The sequence below is a fragment of the Richelia sinica FACHB-800 genome (assembly GCF_014698825.1).
In the GTDB taxonomy this organism is placed as follows: Bacteria; Cyanobacteriota; Cyanobacteriia; order Cyanobacteriales; family Nostocaceae; genus FACHB-800.
Genome location: NZ_JACJTT010000010.1, coordinates 108,647 through 130,319, shown reverse-complemented (window position 1 = coordinate 130,319; position 21,673 = coordinate 108,647). Strand labels below are relative to the sequence as shown.

The 21,673-nt window shown below is 40.7% G+C and carries 12 protein-coding genes; 3 read left to right on the top strand and 9 right to left on the bottom strand.

Annotated features, from left to right (window positions below; translation table 11 throughout):
• The first annotated feature begins 256 nt into the window (after positions 1 to 256).
• Together H6G73_RS10345 and H6G73_RS10340 are read left to right on the top strand one after the other, a co-directional pair.
• The gene (locus H6G73_RS10345) at positions 257 to 634 is read left to right on the top strand and encodes an NINE protein (RefSeq protein ID WP_190604006.1); all 378 of its coding nucleotides are present in this window, start codon (positions 257 to 259) and stop codon (positions 632 to 634) included.
• Between the two features lie 14 nt (positions 635 to 648).
• Complete coding sequence (locus tag H6G73_RS10340) at positions 649 to 1,182, top strand: helix-hairpin-helix domain-containing protein (protein WP_190604004.1); 534 nt, start codon at positions 649 to 651, stop codon at positions 1,180 to 1,182.
• Between the two features lie 122 nt (positions 1,183 to 1,304).
• Here H6G73_RS10340 and lepB read toward each other — a convergent pair whose 3' ends face one another.
• The 4 genes from lepB to H6G73_RS10320 form a co-directional block, all read right to left on the bottom strand.
• On the bottom strand, positions 1,305 to 1,877 hold the full coding sequence (gene lepB / locus H6G73_RS10335) for a signal peptidase I (protein ID WP_190604002.1): 573 nt from the start codon (positions 1,875 to 1,877) through the stop codon (positions 1,305 to 1,307).
• Between the two features lie 205 nt (positions 1,878 to 2,082).
• A complete protein-coding gene (locus H6G73_RS10330) occupies positions 2,083 to 2,352 on the bottom strand; it encodes a YciI family protein (RefSeq protein ID WP_190604000.1) in 270 nt (89 codons plus the stop codon).
• 235 nt (positions 2,353 to 2,587) lie between these two features.
• Positions 2,588 to 5,023, bottom strand: a complete 2,436-nt coding sequence (gene pheT, locus H6G73_RS10325) for a phenylalanine--tRNA ligase subunit beta (RefSeq protein WP_190603998.1) — start codon at positions 5,021 to 5,023, stop codon at positions 2,588 to 2,590.
• A 199-nt stretch (positions 5,024 to 5,222) separates the two neighbouring features.
• Complete coding sequence (locus H6G73_RS10320; protein ID WP_206756233.1) at positions 5,223 to 6,995, bottom strand: iron uptake porin; 1,773 nt, start codon at positions 6,993 to 6,995, stop codon at positions 5,223 to 5,225.
• 303 nt (positions 6,996 to 7,298) lie between these two features.
• On the opposite strand from H6G73_RS10320, the gene H6G73_RS10315 reads away from it, so the two are divergent.
• Entirely contained in the window at positions 7,299 to 8,534 is a 1,236-nt protein-coding gene (locus H6G73_RS10315; protein ID WP_190603994.1) for an FAD-dependent oxidoreductase, read from the top strand.
• 257 nt (positions 8,535 to 8,791) lie between these two features.
• Here H6G73_RS10315 and H6G73_RS10310 read toward each other — a convergent pair whose 3' ends face one another.
• The 5 genes from H6G73_RS10310 to H6G73_RS10290 form a co-directional block, all read right to left on the bottom strand.
• Complete coding sequence (locus H6G73_RS10310) at positions 8,792 to 11,299, bottom strand: U32 family peptidase (RefSeq protein WP_190603992.1); 2,508 nt, start codon at positions 11,297 to 11,299, stop codon at positions 8,792 to 8,794.
• Between the two features lie 213 nt (positions 11,300 to 11,512).
• A complete protein-coding gene (locus H6G73_RS10305) occupies positions 11,513 to 12,301 on the bottom strand; it encodes a helix-turn-helix domain-containing protein (protein ID WP_190603990.1) in 789 nt (262 codons plus the stop codon).
• A gap of 488 nt (positions 12,302 to 12,789) precedes the next feature.
• A complete protein-coding gene (locus H6G73_RS10300; RefSeq protein WP_190603988.1) occupies positions 12,790 to 13,722 on the bottom strand; it encodes an NAD-dependent epimerase/dehydratase family protein in 933 nt (310 codons plus the stop codon).
• Positions 13,723 to 14,011: 289 nt separating this feature from the next.
• Positions 14,012 to 17,680 (bottom strand): hybrid sensor histidine kinase/response regulator, encoded by a 3,669-nt coding sequence (locus tag H6G73_RS10295; protein WP_190603986.1) that lies wholly within the window; start codon positions 17,678 to 17,680, stop codon positions 14,012 to 14,014.
• A 109-nt stretch (positions 17,681 to 17,789) separates the two neighbouring features.
• Positions 17,790 to 21,647 carry a GAF domain-containing protein gene (locus tag H6G73_RS10290; RefSeq protein ID WP_190603983.1) on the bottom strand — a complete coding sequence of 1,286 codons (3,858 nt, stop codon included), beginning with the start codon at positions 21,645 to 21,647 and terminating at the stop codon, positions 17,790 to 17,792.
• Positions 21,648 to 21,673 lie beyond the last annotated feature (26 nt).

Here is a 21,673-nt window from a genome sequence, read left to right as displayed (position 1 = left end):
AATATTCGCAGATGAAGGCTTTAACAGGACATTTATCGTGAATCAAGTTTTTGATGTATGTGATTATTTTATCTAGTTTTACGTGGTTTGTTGGCACTAAGATGGCCAACAGTGACAGAGAGTTGTTGCTTGTATTCATAAAATATATTCATAGGTACGTTTTACCATCTAGATTTCAAGAGACTGAATTACTAATGGTGATTTGCTAGTATAGCTGTCTTAAGTGAACAGTGTTGGTATTTGGAGATTCTTGGGAATGAAATTTACTAAACGGAAGAGCCGAAGTATAGCTGCTATTCTAGCCTTTTCTGGGACAGTGACAATTTCTGGGTTACATAAGTTTTATTTAGGTCAACCACTGTGGGGGATATTGTATGTTTTGCTCTCATGGACTCCTATTCCTAAGGTAGCTAGTGCAATTGAGGGTGTGTGGTACTTAGCACAGGATGATGAAGTTTTTGATCGGAATTTTAATTTCGGTCAAGCAGTCCCTAAAACTTCATTGCCAGTTAGTAGTCAGGTGGAATCCGTAGCTAGTGCATTACGTGAGTTAGATGCTCTCCGACAAGATGGTTTAATTTCTGAGTATGAGTTTGAACAAAAGCGTCGTCAGATGCTAGACCAGATTTCTTGAGGCAAGCAAAAATTATGAACAACTGGCTACCTCCAAATATTCGGTTGCAGAAACTGCGAGCCAAGCTGCTCAGTGATCCTTACTATCGTCTCCAATCAGGGGAAGAAATTCAAGTGGCAGTACAATTAGGTATCCGCATCGATGCTAATCAAGCAACGGTAGACGATTGGTTACGGTTACCTGGTTTATCCATCCATCAAGCGCGATCGCTTGTTACTCTTTCACGCTCTGGTGTTAAATATTACTGCATTGAAGACGTAGCCGCAGCATTGAATGTGCCAGTCCAAAGACTGGAACCAGTAAAACCACTTATAAATTTTATTTTCTATGATGAAGAATCTTTAGATAGACCAGTATTTATAGTGAACCCAAATACTGCTAGCGTAGAATTACTGTCAAAGATTCCGCTGATAGATGCCTCACTGGCGGAGGCTGTGGTAAAAAATCGTTTAGCGGCTGGACCTTACCGAAATTTGGTAGATTTTCAGCAAAGGTTACAATTATCTGGTGAAGCGATCGCTCAGTTAATGTATTATTTGCAGTTTTGAACAGTTATTTGACAGGCGATAGCAAATTAAAAATGTATGATTTACTGATATTCTTCTATTGCTAATAGGTAGGAGTTTTACCCCATCGATAAAAAGAAAGATGGGGAATGTTGTAGCAGCTTTTAAATTAAGCCAAGACGGTCGAGGGGCCAAAAGCGAAAGGTAGCACGACCAATAATGTTTTTTTGTGGTAAAAAGCCCCAGTAGCGTGAATCGTTACTATCATTACGGTTGTCTCCCATCACAAAAAATTCACCTTCTGGGACTGTTACTGCTGAGAATGGTTGATTGGGTGGTTCAGCGATGTATTTTTCGTCTAGAGGCTGACCATTCAGGTAAACTATACCGCGCTTGATTTGGATTTGTTCTCCTGATTTAGCGATTACCCGCTTGATAAAAGCTTGGTTGGCAGGATATCCACGACGCTGTAATTCATCAGGTGATGTAAACACAACGATATCACCTGTAGTGGGTGGATGAAAGCGATAGGAAACTTTTTCGACCACGAGGCGATCGCCTGTATGCAAGGTAGGGTACATTGATTCTGAGGGGATTAATCGTGGTTCGGCGATAAAAGTACGAATCAAGAGTGCCAAACACAGGGCGATCGCTATTAAAATTAAATTTTCCTGCCAACCACGCCAATTTTTAGTTTCAGATGGTTTTGCAGTTGTATCGCTTTCGTTGATGGTCATATTGGTTTGAGCTAGTTTAAAACGGGCAATAGTGTCATCATTCCCTACCTCAACCGATGGTAGGTAAAAGTAGTTGAGAGGAATGATTTTATATTTCTGGAATTTAGTTTTTTGGCAGATATAATGATAGCGTTATCTCAGTTAATTCTGGGTGTATAACTAAACAGAATCTGCCAAATTACAGTTATTAAAACCCTATTTTGCTCTAAAAGACTTGAATCCATTCCTTGATTTCATATTCAGTCCAAATCCCATTTTGCCAATAAGGATCAGATTCGACTATTTGACGTACTGTTGCTTCGTCTTCGGCTTCATAAATACCAAAAACCTTAGTTACATCTGCCGTAGGGCCAATAGTAATTAGTACACCGGATTCCTTTTGTTTAGCTAGTCCGTCTAAATGGGCCTGACGATAAGGTGTACGTTTTTCTAACACATCTTCGCAGTAGCTGCCCCACATTATATATTTGGTCATAATTAGTTGTTAGGTCTCAGTTGATAGAAAAATTCGCGATTAAGTTGCTAACAAAGATTTTACAGCAGGTGACAGTGCTAAAAGCCTTTGGGTGTCTCAGTTTTATGGGTGAGCAAATTAACAGCAATGCAAATGTTCAAATTTTGCCGGTGATTGAATTTTGATTGTAATGAGAATTGGCAATTAAATAAAAATATTACCAATCACCAATTACCCATTACTAACTACTTACTAATTAACTTCTGAGACTGACACCGAATTTTTCCACTAAAGCAGTGCGGACTTTTTCATGGACTGGTTGAACTTCCGCATCGGTGAGAGTGCGATCGCTGGTACGATAAACTAAGCGAAAGGCTAAACTCCGCTGTCCTGCTGGAACATGTTCACCACGGTACTCATCAAACAGTTCTACGGACTCTAGCAACCCTTTACCAGCTTTAGTAATAACTTTCTCGATTTCCGATACGGTGATTTTCACTGGTGCAAAGAAAGCAATATCGCGATCGCTTGCCGGATAGGTAGAATAGGAACTGAACCGGGGAACTAGCAACTCATCTCGATCTAAAGCATCCAACAACACATCTAAATCTAGTTGGAAGACATACACCGCATCTGGTAAGCCCTTGTCACGACGTAATTGGGGATGCAACTGTCCAAAAGTCCCCAATCTATTCCCACGTAACCACAACGAAGCAGTCCGTCCTGGATGTAAACGGGAATCTCGATTCTCAGGCTGGTATTCAACCTCTAACCCCAATCGAGTAAAAACAGCATCTAAAATTCCCTTCGCTTCAAACCAACTCACAGGCTGTTCACGTCCACCTCTTGACCATTTACCCACAGTGGCATCACCACCAATAATCCCAGCCAAGACCTCAGTTTCTTGCAAACCTTCTTCTTCCTGCCAGAAAATGCTGCCTATTTCAAAACCATTTAACGCCCCATTTCCCTGTTCTAAATTGTATTGAAAAGCATCAATCAATCCAGCAATCAAATCAGTTCTTAAGGCAGAATATTCGGTAAATAAAGGATTGGATAAAACAACTTGTCTATCTTCCCCTGGCTTGACCAAAGAATAATGAATGAGTTCCGTCAAACCTTCTCCCCGGAAATAAGCACGCAACTTCCGCAGCAACTCTTGGTCTAAAGGTAAATAGCCAGTTGCTGGCTTTTCCGGTAAAGTATCACAGAAATTGTCGTAACCATAAAGACGAGCAATTTCTTCAATTAAATCAATTTCCCTTTCCAAATCTCGATAGCGATAGGGAGGAACTTTCACCGTCCAAGTTCCCCCTTCCCCAGGAGTTAATTCACATCCCAAAGATGTGAGAATTTTCTCAACAGTTCCTGGTTCCAGTTCCCCTGGTTCTTCACTCAAATCAACAGGGCCTAAAATTTGATTAACTCTTTCCAACCGCAGAGTAATAGACCGTGACCAAGTAGAAGGGTCAGTGCGGGTGTCAGCAATTTCCTGCTGTACAATCACACCACCGGCCAATTCACTAATTAAAGCCAGGGCACGACGACAAGCTATTTCTAATCCTGCGCTGTTCACTCCCCGTTCGTATCTACCAGACGATTCACTTCTTAAACCCACAGCACGGGAAGAACGACGAATAGCTACAGAATCAAATAACGCTGCTTCTAAAACTAAGCTTTGTGTGCCTTCATGAACTTCCGTTTCTTCACCACCCATTACCCCAGCTATAGCTACAGCTTGATTATTGGCGGTAATTAGCAAATTCTGGTTAGATAAAGTCCGGGTTTGTCCGTCCAAAGTTTTGAAGGTTTCTCCAGATGCAGCAAAGCGCACACCAAGAGTAATATTTTCATTACTCCCTACTGCCTGTAAACGTTGCCGATCAAAAGCGTGGAGTGGTTGTCCCCATTCTAACAACACATAGTTAGTAATATCCACAACATTATTAATTGGCCGCACCCCAGCTGCCCGTAAGCGTTGCTGCAACCAATCGGGAGAAGGAGCAATTGTTACTTGTTCTATCGCCGTACCAATATAAGCAGGACAGGCTTGGGGTTCTTGAATTTGCACCCCTAAGTATTTGGCACTTTGATGATTTGTGATTTCTCCTGGTTCAGGAATGGACAGTTTTGCACCAGTTAAAGCTGCCACTTCTCTAGCAACACCCACCATACTTAAGGCATCAGCCCGGTTAGCAGTGGCTGTCACATCTAAAATCACATCATCTAAACCCAACAATGGACGCACATCACTTCCCAAAGTGAGGTTTTCTTCTGAGAAAATATGAATGCCATCAATATCTGTTGGTAAACCCAGTTCTTTTAAAGAGCAAATCATCCCTTGAGATGGTACGCCTCTCAGTTTGGCAGGTTTAATTTTTAAATCGATATTTGGTAAGTAAGTACCTGTAGTTGCCACAGGGACATAAATATCTGCACGGACATTCGCAGCGCCACAGACAATGTTTAAGGTTTCGGCTGCACCAATATCTACCTGGCAAACACTCAGTTTATCTGCATTGGGGTGGGGTTGACGTTCAAGGACTTTCCCCACAACCACGCCATCTGCCCAAGTACGACGGTCTTCAATATCTTCTACTTCAAACCCTGCCATTGTTAGGGTTTGAGCTAATTCTTCTGGACTTAGTGTTATCTCTACTAGTTCACGCAGCCAGCTTAGAGAAATACGCATGGAATGTGGTGTTTTTTCGGATTTGTCTTTTGCTCTAATTTTAGAGGCTCAAGTCAGGATTTCAAAATTTCAGATGGGACTTTGACAGGTGACAGGTGATAGGTGACAGGTGACAGGTGACAGGTGACAGGTGACAGGTGACAGGTGACAGGTGACAGGTTAGAGGATTTTGATCTCACCTCAAGACCAAAGGAAGAGATTAAAAGCTAAATTGAGCACGGAGATTACCAATATAAATATTGGGGTTGCTATCGAAATTGTTGGGGTTAAAAATGGTGTAAACAGCAGGGACGATCGCAAAATTATCGTTAATAGGGTAGTAGTATGAGGCTTCTAGCTCGTACATTGTCCCACCATCACCACCACCAGCCACAAAGTATTTACGTCCACTTAATATATCCATTGGCATCACAAAGCTAATTACCCCTAATGCCCCCTTTTTCCCCAAATCTGGGAAACCCAAACCTACTTGAAATGCTTGGGTGTTAACAGCTTGATTAATGGGCTTCAAGGTGGTAGCACCATAGGCATAACGTCCGAAAATACCAAATCGAGGGGTAATTAGCCAATCAAAATTGAAGCTAAAAGTATGAGCATAGGCATAGGATAATCCACCATCGCTAGTTAAGCCTGTGGTGGGGTCAAACACTGAATAGCCTGGCCCAGCATCGACATAACCGTAGGGTAGGGGTTCACCAATTGATCCTCCCACTTGTCCTGCATAAGCTTGAATTCTTCCATAGCTGTATAACAGCCGAAAACTCAAGTTATCTGTAGGTATATAAGTTAATTCTGCTGTTGTGGAGTTTGTGCCCCCAAATAAACCATATTCTGGGTTACTGGAGGTATTAAACCCATATTCACTGGGCAAGAAGGGAATGTTTTCTCCTAAATAAGCGGCAGCAAATCGCCAATTTTTGTTGATATTCCACTCAACCACTGCTCCTGAACCGGTGTCAACTACATTGGTGAGGGTATTATCAATGGAGTCGTAACTACTCGCACCTGTTAAGTAATAGGTAAAGCGGTTAAAGTCAAAGTAATTGTACCAATTGACGCGGGGCCCGAAAGTGACGCGGACTGCATCATTGACAGGAAAGGTGTAAGAGAGAGTTTGCAGAACTACATCAGGACTACCATTGACTGTACCTGCTGTTTGGTCGGTAAATGGTACACCGAAGGTATTAAAGAACCCAGCCGAGGCAAATTGATTGTTAGGGGAAATACCATTGCCTACTGCTAGCTGGGTAACGAGTAAGTCTTGACCATTGAAAGACGTATTGAGAGTTAAATTGCTGAAAAAACTCAAAGTGGTAGAGGCTTTATTCGTTCTTTGCACCAATGGCTTACCAGCTGGGTCTCTCCCTGCTAATCTAACTCCACCATCTGGGGCAGCTGCGGGTACTGAGCCATCTATGGCGGGAGTTGATTCAAATTTGACATTACCACCTGTGGAGGCACCGGAGAGGTTAAACCAGACCTGTCCATTAAATTTAGTGGTGGTGGAAAACTGTTGTTGCTCAATTGTCGCGATGCGTGGTTCCAAGGCATCCAGACGACCTCGTAAACTGGCTAATTCTGCGGCAAATTCTTGTTGTAATTTTTGCAGAGTTTCTAGGTCTTGTTTGCTGGCATATTCTGAGCTATCCAGTACGGCAATTCTCTGGAAGATACTATCTAAACAGGCGTTTAAACCTGCTGCAAATTCATAACGGGTGATAACTCGATTCCCACGAAAAGTACCGTTAGGATATCCAGCAATGCAACCATAGCGTTCTACCAGGTTTTGCAATGCCTGAAATGACCAATCTGTGGGCTGTACGTCTGACAGTTGGGAAACAGATGTGACTTGTTCTATAGGGTCTGATGAGTCGGAAACAGTAAGAGTTTGGGCAGATGTTGATAATGGTGATATTAGTGCGGTGCTGGTAATGAGGAGAGAAATAGCAATTTTTTGTAAGTTTCTTCTCATAACAAATGGCATCAGGTACGGTTGACAAATTGCTTAAGGAATAAATATAAGGAAAAACTTGGTGAGTTTTGGTGGTAAAGATTACTTTACCAATACCCTAAAGTACCATTGAATAGGTAATAATTTAGACATTTTTAAGTATTAGTAGGTTTGGGAATTCGTTGGTAGGATGGAATGGGAGGGTGAGAGTATTTGATTTAAGTGGGCGCAAAGGGAAAAATAAAGTTATTCAGGGTGTGATTTGAATAGATAAATTGAGATTTTTACTCAAGTATTTGCCCTCCTTGGTTTTCAGGAGGTTTTATGGATAAAACTCATGAAATTTTAGATACACAAACTACTGATTGTTGTGTTGTGGGTGGTGGCCCAGCAGGGGCTGTACTAGCTCTGTTGTTGGCACGTCAGGGTATTGCTGTGAAATTATTGGAATTACACAAGGACTTTGACCGGGATTTTCGCGGTGATACGATTCATCCATCGGTGATGCAAATTATGGAGGAGTTGGGGTTGAGCGATCGCCTGTTAGCATTGCCTCATGGTAAAATGCGTCACATCCAAATCAAAACTCCCCAAGGCACTTTTACCATAGGAGACTTCAGCCGTCTCCACACTCCCTACCCCTATATCATGATGCTTCCCCAGGTGAAATTTTTGGAATTTATCACCCAAGAAGCCCAACAATACCCTAATTTCCAGCTAATTACTGGTGCTAATGTCCAGGAATTGATTGAGGAAAATGGCGTTGTTCAAGGTGTGCGTTATCGTGGCCAAGGTGGTTGGCATGAAATCAGGTCAACACTCACCGTTGCAGCGGATGGAAGACACTCAAAATTAAGGCAGTTAATGGGGGCTGAATCAATTGAAACTTCTGCCCCCATGGATGTGCTGTGGTTTCGGCTTCCTCGCTATCCAAATGATGTTGCAGGGGGGATGGGACGGTTTGCACCCGGTAAAATCGTGGTCATGTTAGACCGGGGAGATGAATGGCAACTAGGCTATATTATTGCCAAAGGTGGCTATCAGGAGTTGCGGGCAGCTGGTTTGGCAGCATTTAAACAATCAATTGTGGAAGTTGTACCAGAGTTAAATGTTGACTCTGATGGTTTGGGTAAACGTATCGATTTATTACAAGATTGGTCACAAATTGCCTTTTTGTGTGTAGAGTCCAATCGTGTGAAACATTGGTATAAGCCAGGAATTTTATTAATAGGTGATGCTGCTCATATCATGTCCCCGGTGGGTGGTGTAGGTATTAATTATGCGATTCAGGATGCGGTGGTAACAGCTAATGTCCTGACTAAACCCCTGCGAAATCACCATGTTGAGGTCAGTGATTTAGCCAAGGTGCAACAACAAAGGGAACTACCTACACGTATTATTCAAGCTTTTCAAAGCTTTATTCAACAACGAATATTTACACTCATTCTCAATGAAAATCAAACTTTTCAACCACCGCTGTTATTGCGCTTACCAATCTTGCAGGACTTACCAGCAAGATTAATTGCTTTGGGTGTGTTTCCCGTCCATGTGCAAATTTAAACTGCGAGTTTTTCCCTAATTAATGGTACAATAGTACCACTCATGCAGAATTATATGCTCGGTTCAGTCAAGCTGAATGTGTGAACAGCGATATTTGTTGTTCGCTATTCTTGCTTGACTTTTTTTAGTTTATATTAGGACTTACGCAAAATATCTCTCAAACCCTATTTCCTTCGTACTCTTCGTGTCTTCGTGGTTCATTATTCCGTGACTTGTGCGTAAGTCCTATATATATACAAAGATTTTACTCTCATTTGCTACATCATACCTAAAGCACCACGGGTAACACCTAACTGATTTTGCAACTTTAACTTTTGCCACAGTTGGGAACCTGTAATTTCTCCTTGCACAAGCTGACGATAATAAAAGATGGTTTTTTCTACTTGTTCTGGTGTTTCATTGAGAAATTCGATTCTCAAATTTCGTAAACCTAAAGAGATTAATCTTTGTACATATTCTGAACCTGTTTGAGCAGTACCGTTATATACTGTGTTTCGGCAACCTGTGTCAGCTTTGAGAACATGTTCGCTACCAACCCTGTCTCTAATTTTGACTTCATGTTTTTCACAGGGTCTGCCACAATTGGTGTAGTCTGTTCCATCGGAAAGAAAAGCACAAAAAACGCAGTGTTCCATGTGGAACATGGGCATATGTTGATGAATTGTGACTTCTAAATATTCAGGTGAATAAGTGGTAATTAGGTCTTCAAGTTGATGAATATTTAAGTCGTAGGAAGCGGTTAATCTTTCTAAATGAAACCGCTGTTGAAAATAGTCTGCGGTTAAGGGGTTAGCAACGTTAAGAGAAAAATCACCTATACAGCGATCGCTTGCAAAATATTCTAGCTGATCATAGTTACGAATGAGATACCCATCTGCTTGGGAAGCGCGGACTTGTTGTAATATCCAGGTTTCCCCAGGTTTGGTGATACGGGGTGGTGCAACCCAAATGGTTGGTATTTGGGGGGAATTTTTGGCAGTTCTCCATCCCTGCACCATTTGTACAGCTTCTCGGTAGGTGCGCGGGTCTTCAAATTCACAGTAGAGGGTGGTAATGTCTGCTGCTAATGCTGCTTGTAGTTGTTGAAGATTTCTCACTAGCACAATGAGAGAAACAGGAGAGTCAGCAGGGGAAGGTTCCAGGGTAATTAAATCTTGCCATTTTCCATCATGATTTAATTGCCAAGGTTTGGGTTGACTGCGTAATGCTTCTAGCTGGGTGACAATATCCCGACGCATCCGGTTTAATTCACTTACGGGTAACATTAGATTACCTTGGAGGTGGTTGGTCAGGTTTCCTAAATAGAAGGGTGTGTTACCTAAACGTCCCAATTGTTCTTGAAGTTTTTCTGTGGTAAGTGGTTTGGTGTGTGCTTCTACCAACAAGATTTCTGATGCTACTTGGACAATATTAGCAAGTTCATCACGAGCGATCGCTATTAATTTGTCCCCAACTTCTCCATACACCTCTAGATTAATCGGTCTTAGAAACTGGGCATTTTCTCCACTATAGCTTTGTCGTAACTGCTTATCTAGTTCGGGGTCACTAGTTTTCCAGACTTTATCACCTATATGTATGCGATGCAGATTTAAGTCATTTCTCCCAAAGGTCAGTAAAGCTTCTCTTCCCTTCTCTACCACTGCGTAAACTCTTCCACCTTCTTCCCTTGCTTCAGGATGTCCGCAGTCAAACACCAAACCATCACCAGGTTTGACAGGTGCTGCTAATTTCACAGCTATCTGTTCATTGCGAATGTGGGTAACTTCTCCTAAATACACACCACGCTTTTTCCCAAATCTTGCGTGAACTAATTCTTGGTTATTTATTCCCGCAAACCAACCTGTATATAGTCCTCGTGAAAATGCCATTTCTAAATTGTAGAGGTCTTTACCTCTGACAGAAACTGTTTCCAGAGACTCTGCATTTGCAACCCTATCTAATGCTTGTCGATAAACTTGGGTGACGTTAGCAACATATTCTGGTGCTTTTAAGCGTCCTTCAATTTTCAAGCTAGTTACCCCAGATTGAACTAACTCTGGTAATACTTCTAACCCTACTAAATCTTGTGGACTCAGTAAATATTTTCTGTGTCCTAAATCGACAACTTCCCCATCTGCAATTAAATCATAGGGCATTCGACAAGCTTGGGCACATTCTCCTCGGTTCGCTGAACGTCCTCCCAATGCTTCACTGGTTAAACATTGTCCAGAATAAGCGACACACAAAGCACCATGAACGAATACTTCTAGGGGGAGGGAAGTGTTGTGTTGGTGAATTTGCTGTTGAATTTTATTAATTTCTTTAATAGAACATTCCCGCGCTAACACCACTAACTGACAACCCAGAGACTTGGCAAATTCTACTCCCGCAGCACTGGTAATAGTCATTTGGGTGGAAGCATGAATGGGAAAGTCAGGAGAAAGATGACGAATGAGACGACAAATACCCACATCTTGCACTATTATCGCATCTACACCCGCAGCGATGATGGTTTTGAGATATTGCTGTGCTTGGGTAAGTTCCTGAGGGAAAATCAGAGTATTGACAGTGACGTAACCTTTCACTCCCCGCAGATGCAAAAATCGCATTAATTCGGGTAAGTCTGCTTCGGTGAAATTTTCGGCACGCATTCTGGCATTAAACTTGTCTAAACCAAAGTAAATAGCATCTGCACCATTTTCCACTGCTGCTTTTGCACATTCCCAGTTACCCGCAGGTGCAAGGAGTTCGGGGAGTTTCCAGGTAGATGTGGTGGTGCTTGTCATTGGTTTTAGTCACAGGTATATCAGCTTATAGATTGTATCTAAGTTGGTGGATAGTTGGGAGTCATTGGGGCGATCGCTCTTTTCACTGTCACCAATTTACAAAAATTTTCGATTTTTACACGTTCCAACATAGTTTTGACAATATCAAAATTATAGGTTATTTAAGGTTGGGTGCTAAGTATAAAGAATCTGTCATCTCACCTCAACCAAAATTTAATTACTTGGATAAGTAACTTCTTTAACTTGACCTGCATTTCCCAGTAACTGTGCTTGCTGTTGATTGACAGATACTAATACAGCACCAGCATTACCAGAACGCACAGTTAAAGTTTTTTTAGCAGTCCAACTTCTCTTTTGTCCTTTATTCAAAGTTCCCTGAAATTCAGTTTTTCCATCGGCTTTGATTTGCAGCCATGATTCCCCTTGTAATTCTAATGTGACAATTATTTTTTCCCAAGATGTAGTAGGAGAAGTTATTGGTTTAGAAATCGCTTTCACATTGGGAGTAACATTGGATTTAGGAAAAGATGAAGGGCTGGAAGAAACTACAGGTTGAGAAATTGCTGTAGAGGTTGCTGAATGAGATTTATTAACCGTTAATTTACTTTTTGCAGGAGAATTAAGTATATAAAATAATCCGAATGATGCTGTTGATAATAATAAAATATAAGGAATATATAAAGGTATATAAAATGGTTTAAATAGCCTGTGATTACTTTTAGGATGAGGTTCTGTTGAGATAATATTAACTGTAAATTGGTTGGCAATAAAATTACCATCTAAGCCCAAAGCTTCAGCATAGCGACGAATAAAACCTTGAATAAAGATAGGTTCAGGTAATAACTCAAAATCGTATGCTTCTAATGCTTGTAAAAATAATAATCTAATACATGTTTGGTGAGCGATTTCTTCTATAGATATGGATTTCTCTTCTCTGATGGCACGTAAATTGGAAATTATTTCCTTTAGTTGTGTAATTTGAGTTTCATTGAGGATGGTCACTTCCTACTCCTTTGAGCATATATACGTAAGTATTGAATTTAAAATTTACTAATGTGTTGAAGTTGACTGAAAGGATATTGGAAAATTATGTAGTAAATATACTTCATTACTACACAAAATGAGACTCCCACATGTTTATCATTTCTTGTGACAGATGATAAAAGATGACAGAAAAGATTAATTTTTTTTAAATTTTAGTAACAAACCGTGAGCGATAAAGATTGTGGGTTCCCATGAATACATCTCTATAGCAATTCTAGATTAAATTAGCAGGCAAAAAATGCTGTGGGAATATTTTGGGGGAATACCTCTATAAAACCAAATCAATTAGCTTTTTAATGAGAAGTGTGCTCAACAGACTATTTCATTTTTTTAAATTGATATGACAGTTGTTTTTAAAGATATTTTCTATGTTGGATAAAAACAGATGTGATGAAAGATGAATCAAGAAAACAATCTATTTGAGGATGTTAATTCACGATAATTACTTATTTGTAAGTGAGTAATTTAACGAAGCTGGGGATAGCAGATTTAATAGACCAATGGGGGGTGAAATTGAGAAATAACGACGCTTTGGAAATATCAGCTTGAGAATCTTGAATATCACCAACACGGGCAGGAAGGAAGTTGATTTCTGGCAACCAATTGGGAAAACTTGCTTGGAGAAGGTCTATTAGTTGTAAGAGAGAAATAGCTTTACCTGTACCAATATTACAAGTTAGACAAGACCGAGAAGGGAGAGAAGTTGTTAATGCTTGAGCAAACGCTTGTGCTACATCTTTAACATATACAAAGTCTCTTGTTTGCTTGCCATCTCCATATAAGGAAATTGGTTTACCCTGCTGCATGGCATTGGTAAATAGTGAAATAACACCGGAATAGGCAGAATTTGGCATTTGTCGAGGGCCAAAAACGTTAAATAACCGCAGTGTCACTACTGATAAATCGTATTGTTGGCTAAATAGGCTAGCGTATTGTTCACCGACCAGTTTTTGCAAACCATAGGGAGAAAGGGGAACAGTGGGATGGTCTTCCGCGATGGGAAGTTGAACAGGGTTGCCATAAACCGCAGCTGAACTGGTAAAGACCAAACGGGGTATTTTCAGGTGATGGCATAGTTCAATGACTGCCAGTGTGGCAGAAAGATTATTATGGTGTGCCGCTAGAGGATGCAACCAAGACTCTGTGACTGATGCTGTGGCTGCTAAATGGGCAATACCATCAATGGGGGTGGTAAAGTCCTCTGGTTGGCAGGATAAGATATCTTTGTTGACTAGTGTTAAGTGAGGATGGGCTGGTAAGTTATCCAGACAGCCTGTTGATAGGTTATCAACTACAGTCACCCTGTGATCTGCGGATAATAAATTTTCTGTGAGATGGGAACCAATAAATCCGGCTCCACCTGTAATGATAAAATGCATGATGCGATCGCCTCCAAGTTAGCACCAGAATAAATATCTAGTGTCTACCACCTACTGAGTAATAACATGAGTATGAACCTTTAAGTTATGAGTGCTTATTTTCTGTCAAAAGTTCCTTAGGAGATCGTTGAGTAGCAATTACTACTGTATTTCCATGTGCATAAGCATTCTCAGATCAACCAGAGGAACAATTATATATAGCCATCAGAAATTAAAATAGTTCAATCTATCTTAGGATAAAGGCGATCGCATGAAAATGTAGATTGTATAAAAAATACTGCCTGATTCCTTAGTTATTACTGGATTTTTTCACTAAACTGTCAACGCTAGCTAGAAATTCATGTTCTAAATAAGGTTTAGTGAAGTAGGCATTAGCTCCTAAAGCATGAGCTAATTGACGATGTTTTTCTGCACTGCGAGAGGTGAGAATTACCACAGGCTTCTTACTTAAATCGGTATTTTGACGAATGTTACTTAATAATTCAAAGCCATTCATCCGGGGCATTTCTAAATCAGAAATCACCACCTCAATTTCTGGATGCAGTTGTAATTGTTCTAAGGCTTCTATCCCATTTTGAGCTTGTAGGACTTGATAGCCAGATTTTTGTAAAGTCAGTGAAAGAGTTTGCCGCAAACTAATAGCATCGTCCACAACTAAAAGCACTTGTGGTGATTTTGGATTAATGTTACTAGGCAAGCTGGGAGGAGTGGGAGTTTTTTCCCCAGCAGTAGAGGCAGACAATAAAGGTAAGGGGGAATTCTCTTCTTCTGCTATTGCTAAAGTGGCTTTATTTGCAGATGGCAGTTCCCTCACATCTAAAGTCGCTTGCATTTCCTGAGATTCTACCAATAAAGTCCCATCAATTACTAAAATGAGGCTGCCACTAGCTAAACTACTACAACCATAAACATATTTAGGAGGAGTCATTGCACTGCCTAAAGGTCTAATAACTAATTCTTGTTCACCAATAATTTGATCTACTTCCAAAGCCATTAAACTCTGATGACGGCGAATCAAAATGACAGGATTTTTCATTAACCCTGTTTCTGCATTATTAGTAATATGATGAATATTGCTACTACCACTGATAGCACCGTTATAGTATATCAATGCAGATAGTTTCATCAAGCTGACCATCTGTTCATCTTCACCGTTGTGCCACAGTAAAACTTGTTTTTCTTCAAATTCTTGGATTTGTTGAGTCGAGGGAATTAATATTTTCTCGATACTATCTTGGAGTAAGGCATAAACCACACCCCCACACTGAACTAGCATGAGTTTATCTGTAGTCATAGAAAAAGGAATTTTGAGGATAAATGTTGTTCCTTGATGCAGCGAAGATTGTACAGAAATAGAACCATTTAAAGATTGCAATTGAGTTCTGACAATATCTAGCCCCATCCCTCGTCCAGAAATTTCACTAACTTGTCCCGCAGTGGAAAATCCTGGTGAAAACATTAGTTCAATTAGTTCTGCTTCTGTAGGATGATGACCATAGCTTCTGCCATCCTGATCATCAGGAATTAAATTGAGTTTGATTGCTCGTTGGCGGATATTTTCAAAATTTAATCCTTCGCCATCGTCGTGAATTTCAATAACAGTTTGGCTACCTTGATTATAGGCACAAATTTCAATGATACCCTGTTCGGATTTACCTCGCTCACGGCGAATATGGGGAGGCTCAATCCCGTGGTCAAAAGCGTTGCGAACTAAATGTAATAAGGGATCGTAAAGTTTTTCAGCAATAGCTTTATCAACTAAAACTTGAGTACCAGTGAGTTTTAATTCTACTAACTTACTATAAACATTACCGAGTTTGCTGACCATTTGGGGAAAGCGATTGAGGATAGTTCCTAAAGGTAGCATCCTTGCTTCCACTAAATTATCAATAATACTCAGCGTTAAGGTTTGTTTTTTATCACTAATTTGTTGGGCTTGTTGAACAAGAAGTTCTAGGGATTCTGCTGTTTCTTGAATTTGTAAAGTCTCTTCTGTGGCTTCATGGAGAGTGAGATTAAATTCTGTATATGAATCCATTTCTAACTCATCAAAAAGTACAGCAGCGACTTTTTGTGTTGGGGATACGGTATTAAGGTTGTTGCTTTGTAATGGGATTTCTCGTAATGCCTGCAAGGTAGATTGATGACGATTTAGTTGTTGACTTAACCGTTCAATTAATTCAAGAATTTGCTCATCATATAAACTGCGGCGTTTTTGGTAAATTAATAATTCCCCAGTTAAGTAATTGAGGCGGTGTAGTCCTTCTACATCGACTCGGACAAAGGAAGGCTGACGGGCATTTTTATGAGTAGAAGATGGTGATTTCTCTTCTATCGCTTGATTAATAGCTACATTGTGATCAGGTCTATTGCTAGCTTCAGAATTATCTGTAAAGGCTTGTTCACTGACTACTGATGAAGTAATGCTTTCTAAATAATTATCGTTGTGAATATCTTCTGATTTTTCAGAAGCCAGATTTTCTGTTGTGGTTATTTCCTCTGTATCAGCAAATGTTTCTCCACCCCATATAGATTCTAAAAGATTATCGTTATTGAGTTCTAATGGAGAGTCAATTACTTCTTTGAGAATGAGTAAAGCTTGCAATTTGGTACTATCCAGCCAATTTTTTTCTACTTCGGTGATTGGGGGATAATTTTTATATTCTTTTCCTAATTTACGAATTTGTTGTTTGAGGTGGTCAAGAATTGAAAAATGAATATATTCAGCTTCTAGATGATATTGATAGTTAGCTAGAGATAAAAGAATAATTAAAATCACACCCCGTCGATAAAGACATAGGCTGTGACTATCTTCTTCCTCTTCAACAAATTCGATAAATTCATTCACCCAATCTTGAATGTAATTATTTGTCTCTTCTGTATAGAATTGGGGGATTAATAAGTTTAAGCTCAGTCCAGTTACCGGAATATTTCGGTAGTGATTAAACCAACCAAAAATGTAGCGAATAACTTTTAAATAAAATTTAGCATTGGCAGGTTTAAGCGGTTCGTGATTTGGCTGGCTAGCTGTAGTCAAAAAGTGATAAAATTCAGAAGTTATACTAAAAAAAGTAGTCGCTAAAGTATTATTAATAGTTGTCAATGAAGTTGCTGTTGGTGCTACTGTCACCAGTGAACTAGCAGGAGGTAAATTTAAGGACTCCTCTGTAGCTAATGTGGTGAGTGCTTGCAAAGCTGGGGAAGGGGAACCACCGGAAGTGCGATCGCCTGCTAGAATGAGTTGTTGGGCCTGTTGTAAGTCAGCTAGGGCAATGGAGGCAATCTCCTGAACTAAATGAGGATTGGCATCTAAAGCTAGATTAATGGTCTGTGCTAGTTCTCCAAACCCTGGTAAACCCAAAGATTCCCCTAAACCCACAAATACTTCTACCTGAGAACGTAATAATTCTGTTAATTCTGCTTCACTAACTTGATTTTCTATAGCTGCTACTAAGCTATCAATGCGTTCTTTAACACCTACTTCAAAAATAGATTGGACAATATCAAAACCTAATTCTTCAGAAGTGGGAATATGGGCTTCTGCACCAAAGGCATCACCTAATTTGGTTTGAATTTGTGTAAATACGTGGGTAGCTCTTTGTAATAGTTCTTCTTGATTAATATGAGTCCCGGTGAGTTCTGAAGTCAGGGAAAGCTGCAAACATTCGTAAGATTCTAACAGTAAGCTTTGTAATTCTAAATCTATAACTACATCGGGATTATATAAAGATTTAAATACTTCCTCTAGGGCATGGGCAATTTTGTTGATTGTATCTAGTCCCACATTGGCCGCACCACCTTTAATCGTATGGGTGGCTCGCATTAAACTATGGACTTTAGCGGTACTATAACTTTCAGCTAAGGTAAATAAATCTTGTTCAATTATTTGTAATAATTCCGGTGCTTCTGCCAAGAAATAGGCATAGCCTTGTTCTCGAATTTCATTATCTGTAATCATAATTTTTATTGCTCATTTATTCATCTTGCCATTAATCCCTAATGGTACGGGGCAGACTGAAAAAGTTATATACTTTCAGATCAGCCTACCCCTAACCTAGCTGCTGCTACTAGTTGACTTTGAATTTACTAGCTGTTGCTAATAAATCTTGAGCCATGACAGATAAATTCTGAAACACCGTGGCTATTTCTTGAGATTCACCAAAGGTTTGATGGGCAATTTCTGCCACATCATTCATTGATTTAGTCACAGCTACAGATTGATTCATTTGTTGTTGAGTGGCATCTGTAATCTGTTCAATCAGTTGACTAATTTCTGCGGTTGCTGCCACGATCGCATTTAAGTTCTGCCTGGTTTCGTTGACTAAGTTAGTTCCTTCTACAACTTGCTGAATACCAGTTTCCATTGCCACCGCAACTTCCCCAGTTTCTGCTTGAATTTCCTGAACTAATTTTTCAATTTCGATGGTGGCAGCGGCAGACTGACGAGACAGGGAACGTACTTCATCTGCTACCACCGCAAAGCCTTTACCATATTCCCCGGCACGGGTAGCCTCAATTGCCGCGTTCAATGCCAGTACGTTGGTCTGAGTAGCAAAGTTACCAATCAAGTTCACCACCTTGGAAATTTTTTGTGATGACTCACTCAGGCGTTTAATCTTTTTGCTAGTTTGGGCAACGGTTTCGCGGATGGTTTGAATGGCATTAACTGTTTGGTTCATGGCAATGTCACCAGAATCAACAGTTTTGTTGGCTTGTTGAACGGCGACTTGTACCAATTGGGCGTTACTAACCACTCCTTGGGTAGAGTCCACCATCTGTTGAATTTCACTCAAAGCCTGGCTGATTTCCTCTGATTGTTTTTTCGCTAAATCAGTCAGTCCGACCAGGGAAGCATTGCTGGTGCTGGAGGTTTGGGCAACTTGTTGGGAAGCGTCTTGAACTTGGAGAACGATTTGACGAAGTGCTTGTAAGGTGCTGTTATAAGCCCCGGCAATAGTCCCTAGTTCGTCTTCTGTCACTGGGGCACGTACTGTCAAATCACCGCTCAGGGCAGGGCCTAAGGCGGTTAGTAGTTGAATAGAACGCTGTTGTAGCAGTTCCTTGGCGGCTTTTTCTCGTTCTGCTGCTTCTGCTAGTTTGGTGGACTGGGTTTGTAGTTGATTCAAGTATTCTGTTTGCTTGAGGGCTAGTCCTAACTGGTCACCTACACGGGCTATGAGGTTGACTTGTGATTCTTCCCAATTGCGGGGGCTGGAGTTTTGATAAGCGGCCAGTAGTCCCCAGAGTTTTTCACCAAAGAAAATAGGGGCGATGATATAAGCTTTGGCTTCGTAACCTTCTAAAATTTCCACGTAGCAAGGGTCAAAACCTGCTTGGTGGATATCATTGACCACTAAGGTGTCATTTTTGTTATAGCGTCCACCTTCTGTTTGTTGTAAACAGGGGTCGTTTAAGGTGGTTCTGGTGTCGATACCTACTAATTTCACCCAACCACTAGCTACGGATTCAGCGACGAATTCTCCACCCCAATCATGAGTGAATTGGTAGACGGCCACGCGATCGCACTTTAACAGTTGACGGACTTCTTGAGTGGTCGTCTTGAAGACCTCTTCAATATCTAAAGATTGGCGAATGCGGTTCACGATTTTGGTGAAGGCTTTTTCTTGTTCGGCAATCTGCATTAACTTCTCAGATTGCAACCGCAGTTTCTCTAAATAGTCAATTTGGGACTTAGCCAAACTAAACTGTAAACCAATCTGTTCTAGGAAGTTGACTTCCCAAGATTGCCATACTCTAGTACCGGAGTTTTGATAGGCTGCTAGTAATCCCCACAGTTTGTCACCGAAGAAAATCGGCACAATCATATAGGCTTTAACTTCAAACTGTTCTAAGATGGCGATGTGACATTGGGCATGGCCTGTTTGATAAATGTCATTAACGACAAAGCTTTCACCTTTGGCATAGCGTCCCCCTTGGGTTTCCTGTAAGTTGGTATCGTCCCACACGGTTTTGATGTCGGGGCCAACTAGTTTCACCCAACCACTACCAACAGACTCAGCCACAAATTCCCCACCCCAATCAGGATGAAATTGATAAACAGCGACGCGATCGCACTTTAATAACTGGCGAATTTCCTGGGTAGTAATTCTGAATATTTCGGCTTCGTCTAAAGATTGGCGAATCCGATTGACAATTCTGTTGAAGGTTTTTTCTCGTTCGGCTATTTGTTCGAGTTGTTCTGATTTGGCTTGGACTTGTTCTAGATAGTCAATTTGCGATTTGGCCAAACTAAATTGCAACCCAACCTGAGTGAGGAAGCTGACTTCCCAAGGTTGCCATACTCTAGTACCGGAGTTTTGATAAGCCGCTAATAGTCCCCATAATTTCTCACCAAAGAAAATGGGCACAATCATATAAGCCTTGACTTCAAACTGCTCTAAAATATCAATGTGGCATTGGGCATGACCTACTTGATAAATGTCATTGACCACAAAGTTTTCGCCTTTAGCATAGCGTCCCCCTTGGGTTTCTTGTAAGTGGGTGTCCTCCCAAACAGTTTTGATATCTGGCCCGACTAGCTTCACCCAACCTGTACCCACAGATTCGGCGATAAATTCCCCACTCCAGTCAGGATTAAACCGATAAATACCCACGCGATCGCATCGCAATGATTGCCGGACTTCATGGGTGGTAGTTTTAAAGATTTCTTCTACTTGGAAGGACTGACGAATGCGGTTAACAATCTTTGTTAAGGCCTTTTCTTGTTTAGCAATTTGTTCTAATTGTTCCGATTGCAGCCGTACTTGTTGCAGGTATTCCCCTTGGGAAATTGCCACCCCAAATTGCAAGCCGATTTGAGTTAGGAAGCTAATTTCCCAATCTTGCCAAACCCGACTGCCTGTATTTTGATAAGCACCTAATAAACCCCACAATTTTTCCCCGGAGAAAATCGGGGCAATAATATAAGCCTTAGCTTCTATTTGGTCTAAAATATCCACGTGGCATTGGGTGTGGCCAATTTTATAAATGTCATTCACCACAAAGGTTTCGCCTTTGGCATAGCGTCCCCCTTTGGTCTCTTGTAAATGGGTATCTTCCCACACCATCTGAAAATCTGGGGTGACGATTTTCACCCAATTATTACCCACCGCTTCCGCCACAAATTGACCACTCCAATCAGGGTTGAAGCGATAAACTCCCACGCGATCGCATTTGAGAAAATGGCGGACTTCTTGAGTAGTGGTTTGAAAGATTTTCTCTACATCCGGCTGTTGCAAAATCTTAGTAATGACTTTGGCTACCGATTGTTTAGCTAGGGAAGATTGTTGCAGTTCTTTTTGTAAATTGAACTTTTGCAATCTATAAGTAATTTCTGTAGAGATTTGCGATAATAAAGTAGTTTCTGTCTCTTGCCAGGTGCGGGGAGAAACACAATTATGGACTACCAACAATCCCCAGATTTTGCCCTCAATAGAAATTGGTAGACTCAAACTAGACTTGACTTGAAACTTTTCTAGTAATTGTTGTTGATAGGGTGTAACTTTGATGTGGTTGATATCGTTAATCACCACAGGTTCTACATAATCTTGATTGGTATATAAACCAAATAAAATTGCAGGGAGATTTTCCCCTAAGGTCGGTGTCCAAGAGATACCTCTGCTTTCTGCAACCACTGTCCCAGCTTCATCACTGGTAAATTGATAAATAACAACGCGATCGCATCCAAATTTATCTCTAACTTGGGTGACCGTAGTTTTCAATAAAGCCTCTAAATCAGAGGCTTGACGCATATGGATGGTAATATTTTCAAACCTTTGTCGCCATACTTTAAATTCTTGGGCGATTACATTCGATACCGATGGATCTTGATGATGAATATTGCCGTTTTCTGGTTTAACTTCTAAAGTTTCTACTTCATATACATTCCCGCTGTTGTCGCTGGGGCTTTCATATAAAGTTGTCATCTGTACACCCTCGATTATTTGTTGTA

Excerpts from the sequence above, each read along its gene's own strand:
- H6G73_RS10345 (WP_190604006.1), top strand. The coding sequence starts at position 257 with ATGAAATTTACTAAACGGAAGAGCCGAAGTATAGCTGCTATTCTAGCC.
- H6G73_RS10340 (WP_190604004.1), top strand. The coding sequence starts at position 649 with ATGAACAACTGGCTACCTCCAAATATTCGGTTGCAGAAACTGCGAGCC.
- lepB (WP_190604002.1), bottom strand. The coding sequence starts at position 1,877 with ATGACCATCAACGAAAGCGATACAACTGCAAAACCATCTGAAACTAAA.
- H6G73_RS10330 (WP_190604000.1), bottom strand. The coding sequence starts at position 2,352 with ATGACCAAATATATAATGTGGGGCAGCTACTGCGAAGATGTGTTAGAA.
- pheT (WP_190603998.1), bottom strand. The coding sequence starts at position 5,023 with ATGCGTATTTCTCTAAGCTGGCTGCGTGAACTAGTAGAGATAACACTA.
- H6G73_RS10320 (WP_206756233.1), bottom strand. The coding sequence starts at position 6,995 with ATGAGAAGAAACTTACAAAAAATTGCTATTTCTCTCCTCATTACCAGC.
- H6G73_RS10315 (WP_190603994.1), top strand. The coding sequence starts at position 7,299 with ATGGATAAAACTCATGAAATTTTAGATACACAAACTACTGATTGTTGT.
- H6G73_RS10310 (WP_190603992.1), bottom strand. The coding sequence starts at position 11,299 with ATGACAAGCACCACCACATCTACCTGGAAACTCCCCGAACTCCTTGCA.
- H6G73_RS10300 (WP_190603988.1), bottom strand. The coding sequence starts at position 13,722 with ATGCATTTTATCATTACAGGTGGAGCCGGATTTATTGGTTCCCATCTC.
- H6G73_RS10295 (WP_190603986.1), bottom strand. The coding sequence starts at position 17,680 with ATGATTACAGATAATGAAATTCGAGAACAAGGCTATGCCTATTTCTTG.
- H6G73_RS10290 (WP_190603983.1), bottom strand. The coding sequence starts at position 21,647 with ATGACAACTTTATATGAAAGCCCCAGCGACAACAGCGGGAATGTATAT.